We start from the raw sequence: 18457 nt of genomic DNA on the forward strand, positions 1-18457 counted from the left end.
TCGCCACGCGCTCGCGTCGCCCGTCCGCGACGCGGTCGCGTCGTGCCACGGTCGACGGTCGCACCGGGACGGTCGCCGGCATGACGAACGTCCGGACCCGTCTGGTCGGTGACCGCGACGGCGTCGCCGCCGAGGCGGTCGTCGGTGTCGTCCGCGTGTGGCGCACGGCCGGGAGGCTCGTCACGCGTGTCCGGGACGAGGTCGCCGCCGTCGTCACCGGGCTCGGCTGGACCGTGCTCGCACTGACCGTCGTCGCGTTCGTCGTCGGGTACCGGTTCGGCCTCCGCGAGGTCGTCGTCGTCGGGTGGGCCGGCGCGGTCCTCGCCGTCGTGGCGGCGGTGGCGCTCGTCGGGCGGTCGCGCCTCGTCGTGGGCATGACCCTCCCGCAGCACCGCGTCGCGGTCGGCGACCCCGCCGAGGTGACCGTCACCGCCGAGAACCCCACGCGCCTCCCGTCCGTGCCCACGACGCTCGAACTGCCGGTCGGCAACGGGCTCGTCGACGTGGCGGTGCCGGTCGTCGCGCCGCACGGGGTCCACGTCCGCCGGGTGCCGGTGCCGACCACGCGCCGCGGTGTCCTCGACGTCGGTCCGGTCACCGGCGTCCGTGCCGACCCGGTCGGGCTCGTCCGACGGGAGCTCGTCTGGGCCGAGCAGGAACAGGTCATCGTCCACCCGCGCACGGTCGCGATCCCCTCCACGAGCACCGGCCTGGTGCGGGACCTCGAGGGGCAGGCGACGAACGACCTGTCCCCGGCCGACATCGCCTTCCACGCCGTCCGCGAGTACATGCCCGGAGACGACCCGCGCACCATCCACTGGAAGTCGACGGCGAAGACCGGCGCGTTCATGGTGCGGCAGTTCGAGGACACGCGTCGGTCGCACCTCGTCGTCGCCCTCGGTGTCTCGGACACCGAGTACCGCGACGAGGACGAGTTCGAGCTGGCCGTCAGCGCCGCCGCCTCGCTCGGCACCCGAGCGGTCCGGGACGGCCGCGAGGTCACCGTCGTGGTGTCCGAACGCACCCCCGAGTTCGCGAAGCGCCCGGTGTACGCGCTCGAGTCACTGCCGACCGTCACGCCGACGCGGCTGCTCGACGCCTTCGCGAGCGTCGGCCTCGCCGAGGCATGCCTGCCGGTCGCCGAGGTCGCGCGACTCGTCGGGCGGGACGCGGCAGGCATCTCGGTCGCCTTCCTGGTCGTCGGCAGCGCGGTCGGCCTGCCCGCCCTCCGCCTCGCGGCGACGCGGTTCCCGGTCGGGGTCGAGGTCGTCGCCGTCGTGTGCGAGCCCGAGGCCGTCCCGCGCTCGGTCCGGGTCGCCGGACTGACCGTGCTGACGATCGGGTACCTCGAGGACCTCCGGCACGCGCTGCACCGGTCGGCTGCCGCATGACGACGACGCCCCTCCGTGAACGGCCCCGCGGCGCCGCACGTCGACCGCCGGCGCGTCGTCGTCGTCCCGTCGTGCGCCTCGTCGCGGGCACCGGGGCCGTCTGGGTCCTCGTCGCCCTGGCGAGCGTCGCCTGGTGGCCCGTGCACCGCGACGGTGCGATGGTCGTCGCCGGCACGACGGCCGTGATTGTCGGGACCCTCGTGGCGGTCCTCGGCCTCGTCCTCCGGCTGCCGGCGGCCGCGGTGGCGGTGCTCACCGTCGTCGGCTTCGTCGTGACCGGGGTGCCCGCGGCCGTCCCGGACCGCGCGGACGGGGTCCTCCCGACCGGACCGGGTGTCGTGGACCTCCTCGCCGGCGTCGCGCTCGGGTGGCGGCAGCTCGTGACCGTCAGCTTGCCGGTCGGGTCCTACGAGGCGCTGCTCGTGCCGTACTTCGTGACGGCCCTCCTCGCGACGGTGGTGGGCGTGACGGTCGCGACCCGGGCCTCCCGTCCGGAGGCGGCGGGGCTGGCACCGCTCGTGGTCTTCGCCACGGGGGTGGCGGTCGGACCGACCCGGTTGGCCACCTCGGTCGCCCTGGCGGTCGCGCTCGTGGGTGCCGCGCTGGTCTGGGCGCTCAGCGTCCGGCACGTCCGGCGGGCCACGACGGTCGCCGAGACCGTCGGCCAGCCCGTCCCGGTGCTCCGGGCGGTCGTGCGGCCGGCGCTCGTCGGGACCGCGACGATCGCGGCGGCGGCCCTCGTCGCGACCGGGCTCGGGCTCCTCGTCCCGCCGTCGACGGGCCGGACCGTGGCACGGACCGACGTCGTGCGGCCGTTCGACCCGCGCGACCACGTCAGCCCGCTGAGCGGCTTCCGCGCCTACCAGGAGGACGACCAGGTCGACGTCCCGCAGCTCACCGTCACCGGCCTGCCGCGCGGCGGCTTCGTCCGGATCGCGACCCTCGACACCTACGACGGCGTCGTCTACCGCGTGGGTGGCCCGGACGGCGCCACCGCGTCCGGGACGTTCGAGCGCGTCCCGACCTCGGTCGACGTGTCCGGTGTCCGCGGCACGCGCGTCAGGGTGGGCGTCACGGTCGACGGGTACCGGGACGTCTGGCTGCCAACCGTCGGCGACCTCGAGACGGTGACCTTCCAGGGACGCACCGCGGACCGGGACCGCACCGGGTTCTTCTACGACCGCGCGACCAGCACGGGTGCGCTCGTCGGCGGCGTCTCCGCGGGCACCCGCTACACGCTCTCCGCGGTCCTGCCCGCCCAGCCGACCGAGCGCCAGCTCACGGCGGCCCGGCCCGGGACGGCGTCGGTGCCGACGCCACGGGCCGTGCCGGACGCGGTCCGGGACGCCGTGCAGGCCGTGTCCGAGCCCGGCGCGTCCGACGGGGCCCGACTCGTCGCAGCGCTCTCGGCCCTGGCCCGCACCGGGTACGTGAGCCACGGCGTCGGCGACGACCGCGCGAGCCGGTCCGGGCACGGGGCCGACCGCATCGAGGAGCTGCTCACCGGCCAGCCCGTGGTGGGGGACCAGGAGCAGTACGCCGTCGCGGCCGCGCTCATGGCGCAGCAGATCGGCTTCCCGGCGCGGGTCGTCATGGGGTTCACGGCGGGCGGTGACTCCGGGACGACGCCCGCCACCGGTGCCGGTGGCCGCACGACGTTCCGGGGGAGTGACGTCACGGCACGCATCGAGGTGGACACGGCCGAGTACGGGTGGGTCCTGCTCGACCCGAACCCTTTAGTCCGGGAGATCCCCGAGGAGTCCGACCAGACGCCGCAGCCCGTCACCCGTCCCGAGACCATCGTCCCGCCGCCGCCCGCGGAACCCCAGGTGCAGGAGCAGCAGACGCCGCCGCAGGCCGACCCGGACGCCCCGCCCGCGCGCCCGTTCTGGCTGCAGCTGCTCCTCGCGGTGCTGCCGTGGGCGCTGGGCGTGCTCGGGGTCGCGGCGCTCGTGCTCTTGCCGATCGTCGTCGTGCTCGTCCTGAAGCGCCTCCGCCGTCGTCGTCGCCGCCGTGCCCCGGCCGCACGGGCCCGGGTCGTCGGCGCCTGGGACGAGTACCGGGACGCCCTGCTCGACAACGGTCATGCGGTCGCCGCCACCGCCACCCGGCGCGAGGTCGCGGTGGCGGCACCGGGTGACGCCGCAACCGGCCTCTCGGCCCTGGCGGACCGGGCGGTCTTCGGGCCGTCGGACGTCGACGACCGGACGGCGGACCGGATGTGGGACGCGACCGACGCGGCCGTGGCCGAGCTGCGGTCCGGGCGGACGCGACGGGAGCGGTTCCGCGCCGCCGTCTCGTTGCGTTCACTCCGCTCCGGCCGCTGGGTCCGCTGACTCCGGACGAGCGGAGGGCGCTCGGAGCGGCGGTGACTACGATGTCGGGAGGCCGGAACCACCTGACGGACGGTCGGACGAGGACAGAGGCACCCTGTGATCAGATGCGAACACTGCGGATCGACGCTCCCGGACGGAGCGATCTTCTGCGGTGAGTGCGGACGAGCCGTCACGACCTCGGCAGCGCGTCGCACCGCACCCGCGGAAGCCGTCGACCGTGGCACCCCACCCCCGTTGCAGCAGCCCGGCGTCCCCGGACGCGGGGTCGATCCCGCTGCCGACGGCTGGCTGCCCGAGTCCACCCTCGACCCGGCCACGCGCGCATGGCTGACCGGTGCCGACCACGGCGCGTCCCCGGTCGCGGACGCCACGACGGCGGGTCGCCAGGACCGGACCGGGACGGAGCACCAGGACCACGACGCTCCCGCCTCCCCGCGATCGGGCTCCGGGCAGCCAGCCGCCTCCGTCGATCGGGGCACTCCCGCAGCGGACGACCTCGCCCCGCGGAGCGCGCCGTCGCACGTGCACGGTTCCGGGACCGGTCTCGGCGACTGGACCGGACGCTCGACCGAGGGTCCCGGAGCGGAACCCGTCGAACCGACGCTCGACCCCGATGCCTTCCCCGCCGAGACGCTCGCGCCGCAGGACGACCCGGAGGTCCAGCGCGCCGACGCCTGGGACGAGCGCGGAGCGGCGGACCAGGGGGACACGCCCCCGTCGACAGGGGCCGGGTCGGCCGTCGTCGAGCCGGTCTGGTCACCGCCGTCGACGCCCGCCGCCCCTCCGACCGGACCGTCCTGGTGGATCGGTCGCGCCCCGTCCGCCGAGGCGACGAGCGAGCAGACGACTCCCGGGGGGACCGGCGACGACGCGGGCGTGCAGCGGACGGACGATGCGCCCCGGCCGGGCGACACCGCGGTCTTCCAGCTGCCGGCCGAGCGCCGGGCGCCGCGCCCCACACCGCTCGTCGCCCCGGGCAGCCAGAGCACGGTCTGCCACGTCTGCGGCCACACCCTCGAGCCGGACGACATCTTCTGTGAGGAGTGCGGATCGGTCCGCCCCGCCGTGACCGCCGCCTTCACGGGGCCGGTGATGCCCCTCCCGCTCGCCCGCCCGGACTGGGCCGCCGACGAGGACGCCCTCCGCAGCGCCGTCTCCGACGCCCACGACCTGACCGAGGAGTCGGACGGACTGCCGGACGCGGACTCCAGCGAGCTCCCCGACGCGGACGACGACGACGCCCACAGCGGTCCGGACGCGGACGGCCGGGACGACGTCGCCCCTGGTGGGCGCGACGGCGCCGAGACACCCGATGCCTCCGGTGCTGTCGACCCGTCCGACGACCGGGACGCGTCGGCGGGTCGCGACGGCCACGAGGACCTGGACGACCGCGGTCCGGACAGCGGTCCGGTGAGCACGAGCACCCCGGGGGCCCCTGCCGCCGCGGACTCGGATGCGGCTGGTCGCCCCTCCTCCACCTCCGACGACGCTCACGACGACGGCGCCGCTGGTCACGACGACGGTGCCGCCGGTCACGACGAGGGTGCCGGCCAGGCCGGGACCGACGGGACGACGGACGTCGTGCCGGGCGACGCCGCCGACGACCGCGGTGCGGCCCGTCCGGCTGGAGCGTCCGACGCACAGCCCGATGAGTCGGTCGGTGCGCCGTCCGTCGACGATGCCGGCGGACCCGGCGCGGAGGCCCTGCCCGGCACGAGCCCCCGGCTCACGTCCGACGGTGCTCCCGTCCCACCGGTCGCCGCCCCGCTCCCGCCGGTCGCCGCCCCGCTCCCGCCGGTCGCCGCCTCGCTCCCGCCGGTCGCCCCGCCGCGGTCCGGTGCGACCGAGGCGACCGGTGCCGCCGTTCCGACGGACCACGACGCGGGCCCGGACGAGGACGTCGAGGAGACCCGGATCGTGTCCCGCGCACCCGCGCAGGCTCCGTTCCTGCTGCACTTCAGCACGGGCGAGCGCCTCGGCGTGCACGGGTCCGCGCTGCTCGGCCGACTCCCGCGCCCCGAGGCCGACGAGCAGTTCGACGGCCTGCTGACGATCCGCGATCCGGGCAAGTCCGTCTCGAAGACCCACCTGGAACTCGGGCGGGACGGTGACGACCTCTGGGTCTCCGACCGCTACTCGGGCAACGGCACGATGATCCGGCACATCGACGGGTCGATCCGGCGGTGCGAGCCCGGACGGCGGTACCGCGTCGAGCGCGGCGCACGCGTCGACATCGGGGAGCAGTTCTTCCTCGTCCAGTGAGGTCGGGCCGGTGCGCGCGCAGCACCGCCTCATGGCGGGGCCGCTCGTCCACGACCCACCTGCTCCGCGCCGGTTCTCCACAGCGGCCCGGAGCAGGCGCCGCGCAACGGTCAGGTGCGGTGCGATGGGCGCATGGACCCGCGGACCGCTCGGAGCGTCGCCTCGGCCGTCGCCATCCTCGTGACGGTCTGGGCCGTCGTGTCCACCGGCGACGACCGGACGGTGCTGCTCGTGGCGGCGGCCGTCGTTGCGGTGCTCGGTCTCGCGGTGCGACCGGCTGACGGTCTTCCGCGAGCACCGACGGTCGTCATCCCGCCGGGCCCGGCTGCCGGTCCCGCGGACGACCGGTGCGGCGGCGAGGCATCGGCGGCCGGTCCCGCGGACGACCGGTGCGGCGCGACCGGGCCAGACGCGGACGTCTGCTCGTTCCCGCCGAGACCGGGTGGGGAACTGGTCGTCGGGCGGGACCCCGCGGGCCGGATCGTCACCGTCGACGCTGCCGGTGGAGTCGTCGTGCGTGGTCGCGGCGCGCTGGCCCTCGCCGTCTTCGAAGCCCTCGTCGACCAGCTCGAGGGCCTCGTGCCGCGCGCCGGACCGGACGTGCCCGGCGCAGAGCTCCGTGTCGCGGCGGACACGGGCGTGCTCGGCCGCCGCACCGTCCGCGCCGGGCTCCCCGAGGGGCACGCGGCGGCGGCGGCGGTCGCCGACGACGGTGCCCTGCTCGGGACCGTCGTCCTGGTCCCCGGGCTCGCGGCCACCCCGCGCCGGACGGGTGCCGTCGTGGACGTGACGCGCTACGGGTGCCGGCTGACCGGGAGACACCGGGCCGGGGGCACCGCGGACACCGCCGGGGACGACGACGTCGGGACGGTCATCATGCCGACGCTGCCGCTGCTCGTGCTCTCCGCGGACGAGCGCTCGTCCCTCGCCGACGACCACAGCGGGCCCGGGCGGGGGACCGAGAGGGCATCGGCTTCCCCGGTCCGGTCCGGGACGTGTCCATCCGGCCCGGTGCGTCCGGAGGGCCGGTCTCGTCGCCCCCGGTCAGCTCAGCGGAGACCCGCTCCGACGCGGACCGCGCCGACCGGCAGACCGCCACCGAGGACACGCTCGCCGGTCGCCTGCAGCACCTCGTCCGCGGCGACGGCGTCGACCAGGTCGTTGCGGACGAGCAACGTCAGGGCCGCGAGCGTCCCGGCACGGAGGGCTCCGTCGAGCACCTTGACGGCGACGGCCGGTCCGCCCGGCACACCCATCACCATGACGCCCTCCGCCCCGAGCTTCGCGAGGAGACCGAGTCGTTCGATGGTGACGGTGTTCGCCCGCCCGACGCCGTCGATCGCCCACGGATCCGCCAGGACCGCGTCGGTCAGGGCGGCGGAGTCCTCGTCGGCACGCGCCACGACCCCGGCGATGCCCCGCGCCAGTCCGGTGAGGGTGAGCGGGAACACCGGTGCGCCGCAGCCGTCGGTCCCGACGACGTCGACGACCTCGCCGGTGGCGTCCTCCACCGTGCTCCGGACCGCCTGCTGCAGCGGGTGCTCGATGTCGAGGTACGTCGCCTCGTCCCAACCGTGCACCCGGCAGGCGGCGAGCATGCCGGCGTGCTTGCCCGAGCAGTTCATCGCCAGCCGACGGGGACCCGTCATGCTCCGGGCGGTGTCCCGGTCGAACGGCAGGTCGGGCGGGCACCCGAGGTCCTCCTCGACGTGGTCGAAGCGCTCGAGCATCCGCATCGCGAGGGACTGGTGGGACGGTGTCCCGGCGTGACTCGCCGTCGTCATCACCAGCTCCGCGCCCGAGAAGAGCGCCCCGGCACGTCGGACCGCCAGCGCCTGGAGGGGCTTCATCGTCGATCGGGGGTAGATGCTGGCGCCCACGTCGCCGACGGCGTCGAGCACGGAACCGTCCGCGCCGACGACGACGCCCGCGCCGACGTGGCGGCTCTCGTCGAAGCCGGACCGTTCGAGGACGGCCAGCTCGACCGAGCCGTCGGCGGTGAGAGGATGACGGTCGGTGCTGGTGGCCGTGCGCATGGCGCGATCCTACCGACGACCCACACGACGAGAGGACCGCGATGAACGACCACTCCTACGAGGTCTCCGTCCACTGGACCGGCGACCGGGGGACCGGCACGAGCGGGCACCGCGACTACGGACGCGAGCACGTCGTCAGCGCCGCGGGCAAGCCGGACGTCCCCGGCAGCGCCGACCCGACGTTCCGCGGGGACCGCGACCGGTGGAACCCCGAGGAGCTCGTCCTCGCCGCCCTGAGCCAGTGCCACATGCTCAGCTACCTGCACGTCGCCGTGACCACGGGCTTCACGGTGGTCGCGTACGAGGACCGTGCCACGGCCGGTCTCGACCTCCACCGCGACGGCTCGGGCGAACTCACCGGTGCGGTCCTCCGTCCCCTCGTGACGATCCGCGAGGCGGACCGGGTGGCGGACGCACGGGCGGCACACGCCGAAGCGAACCGGCTGTGCTTCATCGCGCGGTCCGTCGCGTTCCCCGTCCACCACGAGCCCGAGATCGTCGTCCTCGGAGCCGACGCATCGGTGGGTACGGCAGGATGACCCGTGTGAAGCGTCTCCGCCTGCTCCCGATCGCCCTCGTGCCCGCCGTGATCCTCGGCCTCGCAGCCTGCTCGGGGTCCGGCTCCTCGGACGCCTCGGCCTCCGCATCGTCCACCCCGAAGGCCACGGCCGCGCCGATCACGTCGTGCCCGAAGCCGGGCGGAGCGTCGGACTCGATCGCCGCCACGGGTGACGTCGGCGGATCCCGGGCGCCGAAGGTGACGTTCGACGACGGCCTCACCGCCGACCCGCCGCAGGCGACCCGCGCCGTGAAGGGCACGGGCGCCGCACTCGCCGAGGGCGACTTCGTCCAGGTCGCGTACTCCGCGTACGACGCGAAGGACGCGAAGAACCTCGTGACCGTCGGCTTCGACCAGGGGAACCCCCAGGTCCTCTCCGTGGGCGGCACCGGCTTCGGCGCCCTCCTCGCCTGCGCGCACGTCGGTGACCGCGTCGCCGTCGTCGGTCAGGCCGCCGCACTCGGCTTCAACACGAGCGGGTCGATCGTCGTCGTCGCGGACGTCGTCGAGCAGACCCCGACCAAGTCGACCGGCACGCCGCAGGACCAGGACCCGGCGCTCCCCACGGTCGAGGACAAGGCGGACGGCGAGCCCGAGATCACCATCCCGGACACCGACGCACCCACGAAGACCACGGCCGAGGTCATCAAGCAGGGTGACGGTGACGTCATCGAGGACGGCGACACCGCGCTCGTGCAGTACAAGGGGGTCGCGTACAAGGGCGGCAAGGAGTTCGACTCCTCGTGGTCGAAGGGCTCGCCGACGACCTTCACGATCTCGAACAGCGGGCTCATCCCCGGGTTCGTCAAGGGACTGGTCGGGCAGAAGATCGGTTCGCAGGTCATGATCGTCGTCACGCCGGAGGACGGCTACGGCGCCAACCCGCCGGAGGGCTCGGGCATCCCCGCGAACGCGACCCTCGTGTTCGTCGTCGACCTGCTGGCCAAGGGCTGAGCCCGGTGTCGGGCCGCCGCCGGGTCGTCCTCCTCGGCAGCACGGGGTCGATCGGCACGCAGGCGCTCGACGTCATCGAGCGGAACCCCGACCGCTTCGAGCTCGTCGGCCTGACCGCGGGCACGGACACCGCCACCCTCGCCGAGCAGGCCGACCGGTACGGCGTCCGCGACACCGCGCTCGGGGCCGCCGACGCGGAACGACTCGTCCGCAGCGTCGAGGCCGACGTCGTGCTCAACGGGATCACCGGATCCGTCGGGCTCGGTCCGACCCTCGCGGTCCTCGAGACCGGCGCGACGCTCGCGCTGGCGAACAAGGAGAGCCTCATCGTCGGGGGCCCGCTCGTGCAGGCCGCCGCGGCACCCGGGCAGATCGTCCCGGTCGACAGCGAGCACTCCGCGATCGCCCAGGCACTCCGATCGGGCACCGACGCCGAGGTCCGTCGGCTCGTCCTCACCGCGAGCGGCGGTCCGTTCCGCGGGCGCTCGCGGAACGACCTCGTGGACGTCACACCGGCGCAGGCGCTCGCCCACCCGACGTGGGACATGGGCCTCGTGGTGACCACGAACTCGGCGACCCTGGTGAACAAGGGCCTCGAGGTCATCGAGGCGCACCTGCTCTTCGGCGTCCCCTACGACCGCATCGACGTCACCGTGCACGCGCAGTCGGTCGTGCACTCGATGGTCGAGTTCGTCGACGGCTCGACCATCGCGCAGGCGTCTCCGCCGGACATGCGGCTGCCGATCGCCCTCGGCCTCGCCTGGCCCGACCGGGTCCCGCACGTCGGCGTGCCGCTGGACTGGACGACCGCGAGCACGTGGACGTTCGAGCCGCTCGACGCCGCCGCCTTCGGCGCCGTCGACCTCGCCAAGCGGGTGGGCACGCTCGGCGGCACCTTCCCCGCCGTGTTCAACGCCGCCAACGAGCAGGCCGTCGCCGCCTTCCACGCGGGGGCGATCGGATTCCTCGACATCGTCGACACGGTGGCGCGGGTCGTCGACGACCACGCGGCGGGAGAGCCGTCGCTCGACGGCGTCCTCGCCGCGGAGCGGTGGGCCCGCCAGCAGGCCGACCGCATCCTCGCCTGCTGACGCGCGCCGGGCCTCCCGTCCGGTCGCTCCGACCGGGAGGCACGCAGCACCACCCAGGTCGCTCACGGCTTTCGTCATGGCGAGCGTCCCGTACCCTTTCCCGGTGACCGTCGGAACCGTCCTGCTCTTCGTCCTCGGCGTCGTCGTCTTCGTCATCGGGCTGCTGGTGTCGATCGGCCTCCACGAGCTCGGCCACCTGGCCTTCGCGAAGCTCTTCAACGTCAAGGTGACCCAGTACTCGCTCGGGTTCGGCAAGGCGATCTGGTCCTTCCGGCGCGGCGAGACCGAGTACGGCATCCGGCCGATCCTGCTCGGCGGGTACATCTCCATGGTCGGCATGCTCAAGCCACGTGCCTCCGGGCGGGAGATCACGAACACGGGCATGTACTCGGCGTTCGTGCAGGACGCCCGGGCCGCGAGTGCCGAGCAGATCGCGGAGTCCGGCGGCGACGACTCCCGGGCCTTCTACCGGCTCACCCCATGGAAGCGGATCATCGTGATGGTCGCCGGGCCGGCGATGAACCTGGTGATCGGGATCCTGCTGTTCGGGGTGCTGCTGGTCGGGTTCGGTGCACCGACCACGACGTTCACGTCGAGTGTCGACTGCGTCCTGCCGACGAGTGCCCGCACGACCTGCACCGACGGCGACGCCGTGTCCCCGGCGAAGGAGGCCGGCATCCGCGCGGGCGACGTGGTGGTCGCCGTCGACGGCCGCCGCAACCCCACGATCACCCAGGTCTCCGACCTCTTCCAGCGCTCCGCGGGCGAGCAGGTCACCGTGGTCGTCGAGCGGGACGGCACCGAGCGCACCCTGCAGGTCACCCCGCAGCTCGCCACCCGCGATGTGTACACGGAGGACGGGTCGGTCGCGAAGGACAGCGACGGGACCACGAAGACCGAGCGCGTCGGCGTCGTCGGGGTGAGCATCGGACAGACGCTCGTCCGGCAGTCGCCCGCCGCGGTGCTCCCCGCGACCGGTGCACAGATCGCTGCCTCGGCGCACCTCATCGTCGACCTGCCGCAGCGGCTCGTCGCCGTCTGGAACGCCGCGTTCGGGGCGCAGGAACGCTCGCAGGACAGTCCGGTGTCGGTCGTCGGCGTCGGCCGGGCGATCGGCACGGTGTCCTCGATGAGCGGCGTGCCCGTGGTCGACAAGGTGTACACGATCCTGGGGCTGCTGGCCTCGCTCAACATCGGGCTGTTCGTGCTGAACATGGTGCCGCTGCTCCCGCTGGACGGCGGCCACATCGCCGGCGCCATCTGGGAAGCGGTCAAGCGTCGTGCCCTCCGGCTGTTCGGCAAGGCCGACCCGGGGCCGATCGACCTGGCGAAGACGATGCCGCTCACGATGGTCGTGGTCGTCCTGCTCGCCGGCATGAGCGCGCTGCTCATCTACGCCGACCTGGTCCGGCCGGTGGACCTGTTCGGGTAGCGCCGGAGCCGCGCGTCGGACCACTACGCTGGCGCGCATGAGCGCAGAACCCGTCGTCCGACCGGAGCCGTCGAAGGCGTCGACCGCCGGGCGGACCCGGACCGTCGAACAGCAGGGCACCGACGTCATCGGTGAGGCCGAGCGGAAGGGCCGTCCCCGCGGCCTCTTCTGGCCGTGGTTCGCCGCGAACATCTCGGTGCTCGGACTGGCCTACGGCTCGTTCGTCCTCGGCTTCGGCATCTCGCTCGCGCAGGCGACGGTGGTGTCGGTCATCGGCGTCGTGTTCTCGTTCCTGCTCTGTGGCATCGTCGCGATCGCCGGCAAGCGCGGGTCCGCCCCGACGATGGTGCTGAGCCGCGCGGCGTTCGGCGTCCGGGGCAACCGGTTGCCGTCCTTCCTCAGCTGGGTCCTCACCGTCGGGTGGGAGACCGCCCTCGCCTCGCTGGCGGTCCTCGCGACGTCCACGGTGTTCCGCGAGCTCGGGTGGGACGACGGCGTCGTCACGAAGGCGGTCGCCCTGGTGGTGGTCGCGGCACTCGTCATCGGGGCGGGGATCGCCGGGTTCGACGTGATCATGCGCCTGCAGACGTGGATCACGGTCGTCACCGCGGTGCTGACGGTGGTCTACGTGGTGTTGGCCGCGCCGTCGATCGACCTCGGGACCCTCGCCGACCTGCCGTCCGGCAGCGCCCAGAACGTCATCGGCGCCCTGGTGCTCGTGATGACCGGCTTCGGGCTCGGCTGGGTGAACGCGGCCGCCGACTACTCCCGGTACCTGCCGCGGTCCGCCTCGACGCGCGGCGTCGTCGGCTGGACGACGTTCGGTGGCGCGCTGGCCCCCGCGGTCCTCGTCGTCATCGGCGTCATGCTCGCCGGCTCGTCGACGGACCTGGACGCCGCGATCGGTGCCGACCCGATCGGCGCGCTGACGACCCTGCTGCCGGTCTGGTTCCTCGTCCCCTTCGCGGTGGTCGCGATCCTCGGTCTCGTCGGTGGTGCCGTCCTCGACATCTACTCGTCGGGTCTCGCCCTGCTCAGCGCGGGTGTGCGGATCCCGCGACCGGTCGCAGCCGGCGTCGACGGCGTGTTCATGATCGCGGGCGCGGTCTACGTGGTGTTCTTCGCGACGAGCTTCATCCAGCCGTTCCAGGCCTTCCTCGTGACGCTCGGTGTGCCCGTCGCAGCCTGGTGCGGTGTGTTCGTCGCAGACGTGCTGCTCCGGCGGCGGGCGTACGCGGAGGACGAGCTCGACACCCCGCGCGGCCGCTACGGCGACGTCCGCTGGACCGCGATCGCGCTGGTGGTCGTCGGCACCGTGCTCGGGTGGGGGCTCGTCACGAACACCTACGGCGTCCCGGCCTGGCTCAACTGGCAGGGCTTCCTGCTCGGCCCGTTCGGCCTCGGGGGACGTGACGGCGCCTGGGCCTACGCGAACCTCGGCGTCCTCGTCGCGCTGCTCGTCGGGTTCCTCGGGACGGTGTTGCTCGGCCGACGCGCGATCCGCCGCCAGGAGGCGCTGCCCGTCACCGAGCCGGTGTCCCGCGTCCCCGCGGACGAGCTGCGCCCGTGACGGCCGGACCGGCACGCGCGGACGCAGCGGCTCCCGACGGTCCGGACGCCGCCGACGCAACGGGCACGTCCGACGCACCCGACACCGCCGACGCGTGGCTCGTCGTCATCGACATGCAGCACGTCTTCACGGGTGACAGCCCCTGGGCGGCACCGCGCTACGCCGAGGCGTCCGCGGCGGTCGAGCGGCTCCTCCCGCGCTTCCGCGACCGCACGGTGCTCACCCGGTTCGTCGCCCCGGAGCACCCGTCCGGCGCGTGGCAGCCGTACTACCGCGACTGGCCCTTCGCCCTCGTTCCCGACGCCGACCCGTTGTACGCGCTCACGGAGCCGTTCGCAGCACTCGCGGCGGGTGGCGCCCCGGTCGTCACCGTGCCGACCTTCGGGAAGTGGGGGACGGACCTCCGACGGGTGACGGGGGAGCAGCCGCACCTCGTGCTCACCGGGGTCTCCACGGACTGCTGTGTGCTGTCGACCGCGCTCGCTGCGGCCGACGCCGGCGTCCGCGTCACGGTCGTGGCCGAGGCGTGCGCCGGCGCGAGCGACGATGACCACGCCCGCGCGCTCGATGCGATGCGCCTGTACGCCCCGCTCGTCACCGTCGTCGACTCCCTGTGAGCAGGCCGCACCGCGTTCCGTGGACGAGCGCGTAGAGTTCCCACCGTGCCCGCAGTGAACCTCGGAATGCCGAAGGCCCCCGAAACCCTGGCCCCGCGTCGCAAGTCCCGGCAGATCCGGGTCGGCAAGGTCCTGGTCGGTGGTGACGCCCCGGTGTCCGTGCAGTCGATGACCACGACGCCGACCACGAACATCAACGCGACCCTCCAGCAGATCGCCGAGCTCACCGCGTCCGGCTGCGACATCGTCCGCGTGGCCGTGCCGAGCCAGGACGACGCCGACGCGCTGCCGATCATCGCGAAGAAGTCGCAGATCCCGGTGATCGCGGACATCCACTTCCAGCCCAAGTACGTCTTCCAGGCCATCGACGCCGGGTGTGCCGCGGTGCGCGTGAACCCGGGCAACATCCGGAAGTTCGACGACCAGGTCGGTGCGATCGCCAAGGCCGCGAAGGACGCGGGTGTGAGCCTGCGGATCGGCGTCAACGCCGGGTCGCTCGAGCCGAGCCTGCTGCAGAAGTACGGGAAGGCCACACCGGAGGCGCTCGTCGAGTCCGCCGTGTGGGAGGCCAGTCTGTTCGAGGAGCACGACTTCCACGACTTCAAGATCTCGGTCAAGCACAACGACCCGATCATCATGGTGAAGGCGTACCGGCAGCTCGCGGAGCGCGGCGACTGGCCGCTGCACCTCGGCGTGACCGAGGCCGGCCCGGAGTTCCAGGGCACGATCAAGAGCGCCACCGCGTTCGGCATCCTGCTCGGCGAGGGCATCGGTGACACCATCCGCGTGTCGCTGTCGGCTCCGCCCGCCCAGGAGGTGAAGGTCGGGCTGCAGATCCTGCAGTCGCTCAACCTCCGCGAGCGCAAGCTCGAGATCGTCTCCTGCCCGAGCTGTGGCCGTGCGCAGGTGGACGTCTACCAGCTCGCGAACGACGTCACGTCCGGGCTCGAGGGCATGACCGTCCCGCTCCGCGTCGCCGTCATGGGGTGCGTCGTGAACGGTCCGGGCGAGGCACGTGAGGCGGACCTCGGTGTCGCCTCCGGCAACGGCAAGGGGCAGATCTTCGTGAAGGGCCAGGTCATCAAGACCGTCCCCGAGGCCGAGATCGTCGCGACCCTCATCGACGAGGCGAACCGCCTCGCCGCGGAGATGGGACCGGCGGCGGGCACCGGCAAGCCGCTCGTCGTCACCTCCTAGGTCCTGGCCCCGTTCCGGACGGCCCGGAACCGGCGGCGGGGGAGCCTCCCGTCCACAGGTGCGGCGGACCGCGACCGCGCGCCGCTAGGCTTGCGGCGTGGTCACACGGCTCTCTCACCTCTTCCTCCGCACGCTCCGCGACGACCCCTCCGACGCCGAGGTGACGAGCCACAAGCTGCTCGTCCGCGCCGGCTACGTCCGCCGCCAGTCGCCGGGCATCTTCGCCTGGCTGCCGCTGGGCCTGAAGGTCCGCGCGAAGATCGAGGGCATCATCCGCGACGAGATGGTCGCCGCCGGGGCGCAGGAGGTCCTGCTGCCGGCGCTGCTGCCGCGCGAGCCCTACGAGGCGACGAACCGCTGGACCGAGTACGGCGACGGCATGTTCCGCCTGCAGGACCGCAAGGGCTCCGACTACCTCCTCGCGCCCACGCACGAGGAGATGTTCGCGCTCCTGGTGAAGGACCTGTACTCCTCCTACAAGGACCTGCCGGTCACGCTGTTCCAGATCCAGGACAAGTACCGCGACGAGGCCCGGCCCCGCGCCGGTCTGCTGCGTGGGCGCGAGTTCACCATGAAGGACGCGTACTCGTTCGACCTCGACGACGCCGGCCTGGAGCGCAGCTACCAGGTGATGCGCGACGCCTACGAGCGGATCTTCACCCGGCTCGGCCTCGAGTACGTCATCGTGAAGGCGGACGCCGGCGCGATGGGCGGGTCGAAGTCCGAGGAGTTCCTGCACCCGATCGCGGTCGGCGAGGACACGTTCGTCCGGAGCGCCGGTGGCTACGCGGCCAACGTCGAGGCCTACGTGACGCCGGTGCCCGAGGCGCGGTCGACCGAAGGGCTCCCGGAGCCCGTGCTCCTGCCCGCGGCGGACACCCCGACCATCGAGTCGCTCGTCGCGCACGCCAACGAGGTCGCCCCGCGTGCCGGTGCGCCCTGGACCGCGGCGGACACGCTGAAGAACGTCGTGCTCGCACTGACGCACCTGGACGGCACGCGCGAGGTCGTGGTCGTCGGACTCCCCGGGGACCGCGACGTCGACCTCAAGCGCGCCGAGGTCGCGTTCGCCCCGGCCGAGGTCGAGGCCGCCGGTGACGACGACTTCCGGAAGCACCGCGGGCTGGTGAAGGGCTACATCGGCCCGCAGGTCCTCGGCGCCGACAGCGCGACCGGCCTGCGCTACTTCGTCGACCCGCGCGTGGTCGACGGCACGAGCTGGGTCACGGGCGCGAACGAGCGCGGTGTGCACGTCTCCGGTCTCGTCGCCGGGCGTGACTTCGTCGCCGACGGTGTCGCCGAGGTGTCCGACGTCCGCGCCGGCGACCCGGCCCCCGACGGTTCCGGCCCGCTCGAGACCGCCCGCGGCATGGAGATCGGCCACGTCTTCCAGCTCGGGCGCAAGTACGCCGAGGCGCTCGGTCTCAAGGTGCAGGACGAGAACGGCAAGCTCGCCACCGTCACGATGGGCTCGTACGGCATCGGCGTGACGCGCATCCTGGCGATCCTGGCCGAGGCGCACAACGACGAGAAGGGCCTGGCCTGGCCGAAGCACGTCGCACCGTTCGACGTGCACGTCGTCGCGACCGGCAAGGACGCGACCGCGTTCGACCTGGCCGAATCGATCGTCGCGCAGCTCGAGGCGGAGCGGTACGAGGTCGTGTACGACGACCGCCCGAAGGTCTCGCCCGGCGTGAAGCTCCGGGACGCCGAGCTGCTCGGCATGCCGGTCGTCGTCGTCGCGGGCCGGAACGCCGCCGACGGCATCGTCGAACTCTGGGACCGGGCGACCGGCGACCGCCGGGAGGTCCCCGTCGCGGACCTGCTGGAGGCCGTCCGCGCGATCTGAGCGCCCGGCGTCCAGCCGGGCGCCCGACGCAAGGCCCGTGGCGGATGCGCCACGGGCCTTGCGTCGTTCCTGCGGTACGATCGACGACGGCTTCCGCGTGGTCCCATCCGCGGGAGCGACTCATCTGAATACGGAGGCACCTCGGTGAAGATCGACCTCGCAGTCCTGCGACTCATGGAGCGTGAACGGGAGATCCCGTTCGACGAGCTCGTCCAGATCATCGAATCTGCCATCCTGACCGCCTACCAGAAGCACCGCGCCGAGAACGACGAACCCGTCGACGCCCAGGCCCGCGTCGAGCTCGACCGGAAGTCCGGCGAGGTCTCGGTGTTCGTCCCCGAACGTGACGAGGACGACAACGTCATCGGCGAGTCCGTGGACCAGCCGAGCGACTTCGGTCGGATCGCGGCCTTCGCGGCCAAGCAGGTCATCAACCAGCGTCTCCGCGACATCGGCGACGACAAGATCCTCGGCGAGTTCCGCGGCAAGGAGGGCGACATCGTCGCCGGCATCGTGCAGCAGGGCCCGAACCCGAAGATGGTCATGGTCGACCTCGGCACCGTCGAGGCGATCCTGCCCCCGGAGGAACAGGTCCCGGGGGAGACCTACACGCACGGCATGCGACTCCGTGTGTACGTGACGAGCGTCGGCCGCGGCAACAAGGGTCCGCAGATCACCGTGTCCCGCACGCACCCGGGCCTCGTGCGCAAGCTCTTCGCACTCGAGGTCCCCGAGATCGCGTCGGGCGTCGTGGAGATCACCTCCCTGGCGCGCGAGGCCGGACACCGCACGAAGATGGCGGTCAAGGCGAACGAGCCCGGGGTCAACGCCAAGGGGGCCTGCATCGGCGAGCTCGGAGCCCGCGTGCGCTCGGTCACCAACGAGCTCGGCGCCGAGAAGATCGACATCGTCGACTGGTCCTCGGACCTCTCGACCTTCGTCGCGAGCGCCCTGTCACCGGCGAAGGTGACGAGCGCGTTCGTGCTCGACGCCTCGACCAAGGCCGTCCGGGCCCTCGTGCCGGACTACCAGCTGTCGCTCGCCATCGGCAAGGAAGGGCAGAACGCCCGCCTCGCCGCGAAGCTCACCGGCGCCCGGATCGACATCCAGCCGGACTCGATCCTCGACGGCGACGACTGAGCGACAACCCCATCGACGCGGTC

General features: G+C 73.4%; 13 protein-coding genes and 1 pseudogene. 13 read left to right on the forward strand and 1 reads right to left on the reverse strand.

The genetic code is table 11. The features are described from left to right. The first annotated feature begins 80 nt into the window (after window positions 1-80). The 4 genes and pseudogenes from DEI95_RS09505 to DEI95_RS09515 all read left to right on the forward strand — a co-directional run bounded on the left by DEI95_RS09505 (window position 81) and on the right by DEI95_RS09515 (window position 5989). Complete coding sequence (locus DEI95_RS09505) at window positions 81-1391, forward strand: DUF58 domain-containing protein (protein ID WP_111060101.1); 1311 nt, start codon at window positions 81-83, stop codon at window positions 1389-1391. Then, entirely contained in the window at window positions 1388-3727 is a 2340-nt protein-coding gene (locus DEI95_RS09510) for a transglutaminase-like domain-containing protein (protein ID WP_111060084.1), read from the forward strand. The genes DEI95_RS09505 and DEI95_RS09510 overlap by 4 nt, the downstream gene beginning before the upstream one ends. 96 nt (window positions 3728-3823) lie before the next feature. Continuing rightward, window positions 3824-3892, forward strand: a pseudogene (locus tag DEI95_RS17100) (zinc-ribbon domain-containing protein); the annotation flags it as partial. Between the two features lie 69 nt (window positions 3893-3961). Then, the gene (locus DEI95_RS09515) at window positions 3962-5989 is read left to right on the forward strand and encodes an FHA domain-containing protein (RefSeq protein WP_220036645.1); all 2028 of its coding nucleotides are present in this window, start codon (window positions 3962-3964) and stop codon (window positions 5987-5989) included. A gap of 1049 nt (window positions 5990-7038) precedes the next feature. Here DEI95_RS09515 and DEI95_RS09525 read toward each other — a convergent pair. After that, a complete protein-coding gene (locus DEI95_RS09525) occupies window positions 7039-8025 on the reverse strand; it encodes an asparaginase (RefSeq protein WP_110900170.1) in 987 nt (328 codons plus the stop codon). 41 nt (window positions 8026-8066) lie between these two features. On the opposite strand from DEI95_RS09525, the gene DEI95_RS09530 reads away from it, so the two are divergent. The 9 genes from DEI95_RS09530 (at window position 8067) to nusA (ending at window position 18434) form a co-directional block, all read left to right on the forward strand. After that, complete coding sequence (locus DEI95_RS09530; RefSeq protein ID WP_110890821.1) at window positions 8067-8564, forward strand: OsmC family protein; 498 nt, start codon at window positions 8067-8069, stop codon at window positions 8562-8564. 5 nt (window positions 8565-8569) lie between these two features. Continuing rightward, on the forward strand, window positions 8570-9538 hold the full coding sequence (locus DEI95_RS09535) for an FKBP-type peptidyl-prolyl cis-trans isomerase (RefSeq protein WP_111060087.1): 969 nt from the start codon (window positions 8570-8572) through the stop codon (window positions 9536-9538). Window positions 9539-9543: 5 nt separating this feature from the next. Continuing rightward, entirely contained in the window at window positions 9544-10629 is a 1086-nt protein-coding gene (locus DEI95_RS09540) for a 1-deoxy-D-xylulose-5-phosphate reductoisomerase (RefSeq protein WP_111060088.1), read from the forward strand. 103 nt (window positions 10630-10732) lie between these two features. Beyond that, window positions 10733-12061 (forward strand): RIP metalloprotease, encoded by a 1329-nt coding sequence (locus DEI95_RS09545; protein WP_181436263.1) that lies wholly within the window; start codon window positions 10733-10735, stop codon window positions 12059-12061. 37 nt (window positions 12062-12098) lie between these two features. Continuing rightward, window positions 12099-13631, forward strand: coding sequence for a cytosine permease (locus DEI95_RS09550; protein ID WP_111060090.1), 1533 nt, complete (start codon window positions 12099-12101; stop codon window positions 13629-13631). Then, window positions 13628-14248: a cysteine hydrolase gene (locus DEI95_RS09555; protein ID WP_309146388.1), complete on the forward strand. Its 621-nt coding sequence runs from the start codon at window positions 13628-13630 to the stop codon at window positions 14246-14248. Before DEI95_RS09550 ends, DEI95_RS09555 begins: the two co-directional genes overlap by 4 nt. Before the next feature lie 66 nt (window positions 14249-14314). Further along, on the forward strand, window positions 14315-15445 hold the full coding sequence (ispG, locus tag DEI95_RS09560; protein WP_110825091.1) for a flavodoxin-dependent (E)-4-hydroxy-3-methylbut-2-enyl-diphosphate synthase: 1131 nt from the start codon (window positions 14315-14317) through the stop codon (window positions 15443-15445). Between the two features lie 97 nt (window positions 15446-15542). After that, window positions 15543-17294: a proline--tRNA ligase gene (locus tag DEI95_RS09565; protein WP_110900173.1), complete on the forward strand. Its 1752-nt coding sequence runs from the start codon at window positions 15543-15545 to the stop codon at window positions 17292-17294. Window positions 17295-17438: 144 nt separating this feature from the next. Next, complete coding sequence (gene nusA / locus DEI95_RS09570; protein WP_110825089.1) at window positions 17439-18434, forward strand: transcription termination factor NusA; 996 nt, start codon at window positions 17439-17441, stop codon at window positions 18432-18434. Window positions 18435-18457: the final 23 nt, after the last annotated feature.

Source organism: Curtobacterium sp. MCBD17_008, assembly GCF_003234475.1.
Classification (GTDB): Bacteria; Actinomycetota; Actinomycetes; order Actinomycetales; family Microbacteriaceae; genus Curtobacterium.